This window comes from Bacteroidia bacterium (genome assembly GCA_026932145.1).
Lineage (GTDB): Bacteria > Bacteroidota > Bacteroidia > J057 > JAIXKT01 > JAIXKT01.
The window spans coordinates 6,354-10,556 of record JAIXKT010000020.1 but is presented as its reverse complement, the minus strand read 5'-3'; the positions used below and the strand labels follow the sequence as shown (position 1 = coordinate 10,556).

The following is a 4,203-nucleotide window of genomic DNA, read 5'->3' as shown; positions in this document are numbered from 1 at the left end:
ACGCCGCAGGCGTAATGTCGCTCAACGTTTTGCGGCTTGGCGAAGGTGGCGATTTTTACTACAAATGTTGATGCGAAGCACGACTGTTTGTTGAACCACAAAACTGTCATACGAGCACTGAACCGCCACTTTTGCCAAACCGCTGTTAGGTGCTGGCGTTTTGTCGGTAGTTGCTCTGTTATCCATTGTTTGCAGTCTTTGTGCGTTGGCTTGGTGGCTCTTTTGGATTTTTTGGCGTTGGTCAGTGCGTTGCAAAAAATACAAATGTGTCACTAAATGCGTTGGTTAATTAAAGTCTATTTCTGTTTTTAAAATTCTCTCAAGTTCTTCCGTTATGCTCTTTTTTATTTCTTCTATTTTATTGTACTTATCTGCAATTTCTATTTGAGATTTGATGTCAGGCTCATTATTCTTGCTAACAGGAAATGAAATTGCAATATTTTCTATCATCGAAGGATAAACTTTGGTAAACTCATCTTCTCCCTTTTCTCCTTTTCTTCCTTTTGCCAAACTGCGTAATTGTGGTTCTAAAATATTTTTAACGTATGAAATACTAATATTAGATGTTTTGGGTTTTAATAAACCTCTATCGCCATTAATTGAAAATTTACCATCAATAAGCATCATATATCCAGCAAACCCATTAGTCGCCCAAGTCAAATATTGACCATCATAATCATATGAATTAATGTAAGTTAATGGAGAATTATTTGATGCAGAATAAACAGGATAGTCTCCTTTATTCTGATTGCCATATTTCCTTGTATATTTTGCAAGCCCTTTTTCAATATGAAATAAATCTTTCAATTTAAATTCGGCTAAGTCAAAATCTACTAAGCTATTTAATTCTATTGTGAGCTTGTTAATTTGTTCTTTGTAGTTTTCAATATTTTCTTTTAACTCGGCAACAAATTGATACTTTTCAATTACCTCAATTTGCTTTTCTGTGTCGATTTTATTTTTGGAATTAAAAGGAATATTAACAACAACTTCTTTCATATTTTTAAGAGAGGACCTTAATCCTCTATCAAAACCATAATGCTTTGCATTTTTTTCAAGTTGTAACATTAGATACTCAGGAAGTATTTCGTCCTCCTTTATTCTGATAATGCCACAATGGTCTGTAGGATAGAACGGTTTGTTTTTACCAATTACATTAAATTCAAAATCTCCATCAATACCCCACAACACAAAATTATTATTAAAATTTTGTATGATATTATCTGTGTGCATTCCAATTGGAACTTTGACATTCGCACTAAAAATTGGAATTGTTCCTTTTGAGTTGTATATATCTTTCTTTAAAACTCTTTTTCCAATACTCAATTCAAAAAAATTAGTATCAGATAATTTTAGTTCCTTAAAATTTACTTTTTGCTTTTTTTTTTCAGCAACCTCTTTTAGGATACTGGAAAAATCTTTTAAGCTATCGGAAATATCATTCACTAAATTACTAAAGACTGTTATTTCAACAGGCTTTTCCTCTTCTATTATTCCTAATTTAACTTTATCATCATTAGACCACCACCTATCAATACTCCAATGATTGTCTGGCTTAAACAAATCAAATGGCTGAATTTTACACCTTTTATCCGTATTAATTTTCGCAAAACTTGACTTATTACCTTTGAAAAAGGAATACAAAGTAACAGCTTCGCTTAAATCATCTTGGTCAATGTCAAATCTGTAAACGTCTCTTGTTTCTCCCATTTCACTTACTAAATAAGTGAATACAGGGTCAGTCTGAATGTCTTTTTTGTTCGCTTTTTTAGTTAAGCAAAGAATGTAAGTTTTTTTATTTGTGGTAAAAAATGTGTTTAGTGGTAATGAAATGATGCCATCAATATAACATTCATCTATTATAAACTGCCTTAAATTTTTGTCATTTTGACGATTGAAAATTCCATCGGGAACAATTATAAAAGCTTTTCCGTTTGGTTTTAATGCTCTGATAATCCACTCCATAAACAAACCTTCAACACCAATTGCATTGATTTTGTAATAGTTTACGAGAGTTCCGTCCTTTTTAATTTCTTCTTTTAAATTACTACTTCCGCTTGTTACATAAGGCGGATTTGTTACAATAAGGTCGTACTCATTTTCGACAGGTTCAGAGAGTGTTCCTAAAATTGAATTTGTTTTGAGTAAAAAGCTATCATTAAAAAGTTGAGCAAATTCAGTTGTTATTCCTGGATTTTCTTTGATAATATCAGAAAAATAAATCAACATATTGGCTTTTGCCAATATGATTGTTTTTTGTTCGTCTTTGTCAAAACCTTTGTCGTAACCGTGAATAGTAATTTTAGGAATTAATTTTCCTTTTTTGATTTCGTAGAACTGGTCTAGTTTTGTAATTACAGGCTCCAATAAGAATTTACCAACGCCACAAGCTGGGTCACAAATTTTTGCACCTACTTTTATGTCGTCCTTTGCTATTTCTACAACGGCTCTAACTACTTTTAGAGGTGTGAAAAATTGCCCCCAATTTTTCTTGCTAATACTTTCTTTAAGGAAACTTTCAAAAAGTTGGCTTTTGAAATCGTAATCAATATGTTCAAGTTTTCCGTAGTCTTTAAACTTGGTCAAGACTTTTTTGAAAACTGTACTATAGCCTTTTACAGCTTTTTGGTCTTTGCTGACAAAGATAGTTCCATTGATAATTGTTGTTTTGTCTGCTGGATTTTCAGGAAACAAAGTTTTAATTTTAGGACGCACAATACTTGCATATGTTTCTAAAACTTCATCTTCTGTGTTTCCGCTAAAACTATCATAAAGAGTATTGAAGTTATACATTCCTTGCAATACCCCTAAATCACTTAAATATTTAAAAATAAAAAGTTCAACAAATGTATAAAGACAATTTTCGGGTGTTGCTCCACTTACCGACCAAATGTCCTGCCAAATCTGTTTCGCTAAATCAGTTGGATTAACCAATTGTTTAGGTTTGATTTGGTCATTTAATTCGTTTATCGAAAAAATAATTTTCTCAATAAGTTCGGGTAATTTCTCGTCTTTTAAGTCAAAATTTGTTTTTATATCTTTACCGCTCTCGTCCTTAATTTTATTGCCTGTCAAAACATTAACCCAAACAGTTTCTTTAGTGTCAGTCGCAATGATTATATGAGCATCCAGTTTTCGGGCAACTTCTAATTCTTGTTTTATTGCCTTATTTTTCTGTGCTACTGTTTTAAATTCGGACGGTTTTTTATATTCGATAACTGCAATTACATTTTTCTTCTGAACGATTAAGCCGTCAACTTTCTTCTTTTCTTCAGCTCCGTAATTTACGTTACGAATAATGCCGTGTTCTTTTAATGCCTTTACAGATGTTGCACCAATGTTATAGAAATCCCACTTGCCAAGCTTTTGGCAATTGTTGATTAAATCTCTTTGTAAAAGTTCTTCACTCATAACGGCTTAAAAATTTAGTTTGGCTTGTTTTGTGTGGGTACTCTTAATGTACTTTACATTATCTTCTGCAACCACAAAAACATTCTCCGAGCAATGATTTTCGTATGCTTCTAAAGCAAATTTGTCTGCATAAAATAAGTCAGTAATTTTTTGTAAGTCAATTTGAAACACTTCTGAAAGGTTGGGAAGTTTGGATTTGCTGAATTTTTGAGTTCCGTTTTCAATTCTACTAATCGCACTTGAGTTAATGCCAATTTTAGCTCCAAATTCAGTCTGTGTCCAATTTCTTTGCTCTCGCTCTGTTTTTATGTAATGTCCGAAACTTGCCATATTTTAGGTTTTACATTTTATGATTTGACCCATAATTCGCAAATCTAATAAAATTTTTCTAATTTGCAACTATGCTTTGGCAGAAAAGTGTCAGGGTGGTGGGTGGGCTTGGGTGCGGTTGGGTAAAATTAAATGTGGTGTTTTTGTGTCGGCAAGTGTGTGGGCAAAACACCTCTTTTAATTTTGCGAAGCGTTGGCATTTTGTCCTCCGTTTCTGTCGGGTTGTAGTCCAGTTGTTGGCCGTTGTCTTACGCTTGCACCTAACGGGCTCGCGGATTTGCGAAGTTCCGAAGGCTCATAGCGGAGCTATGAAAGCCGTAGGAATTTTGCAAATCCGCGAGCCCGATGTGCAAAAGGCGGAGCGAAGCGGAGACTTTTGCACATCGCAGCGCTTGACGAAGTTCCGAGAAAAAAAAGAGAAGACCAAAATTTATTTTGGGATTCCGGTGTTTTTTTTCTCGG

The 4,203-nt window shown here is 33.6% G+C and carries 3 protein-coding genes; all 3 read right to left on the bottom strand.

Going from position 1 to position 4,203, the window contains the following annotated elements:
- Positions 1–21: 21 nt before the first annotated feature.
- From LC115_05510 to LC115_05500, 3 genes are read right to left on the bottom strand one after another with little or no spacing between them, the layout of a single operon-like run.
- Positions 22–273, bottom strand: coding sequence for a hypothetical protein (locus LC115_05510; protein ID MCZ2356135.1), 252 nt, complete (start codon positions 271–273; stop codon positions 22–24).
- Between the two features lie 12 nt (positions 274–285).
- Positions 286–3,411, bottom strand: a complete 3,126-nt coding sequence (locus LC115_05505) for an N-6 DNA methylase (protein MCZ2356134.1) — start codon at positions 3,409–3,411, stop codon at positions 286–288.
- Positions 3,412–3,417: 6 nt separating this feature from the next.
- Positions 3,418–3,741 carry a helix-turn-helix domain-containing protein gene (locus LC115_05500; GenBank protein ID MCZ2356133.1) on the bottom strand — a complete coding sequence of 108 codons (324 nt, stop codon included), beginning with the start codon at positions 3,739–3,741 and terminating at the stop codon, positions 3,418–3,420.
- Between the last annotated feature and the right edge of the window lie 462 nt (positions 3,742–4,203).

Coding starts and splice junctions, on each gene's coding strand:
- LC115_05505 (MCZ2356134.1), bottom strand. CDS start 3,411: ATGAGTGAAGAACTTTTACAAAGAGATTTAATCAACAATTGCCAAAAG.
- LC115_05500 (MCZ2356133.1), bottom strand. CDS start 3,741: ATGGCAAGTTTCGGACATTACATAAAAACAGAGCGAGAGCAAAGAAAT.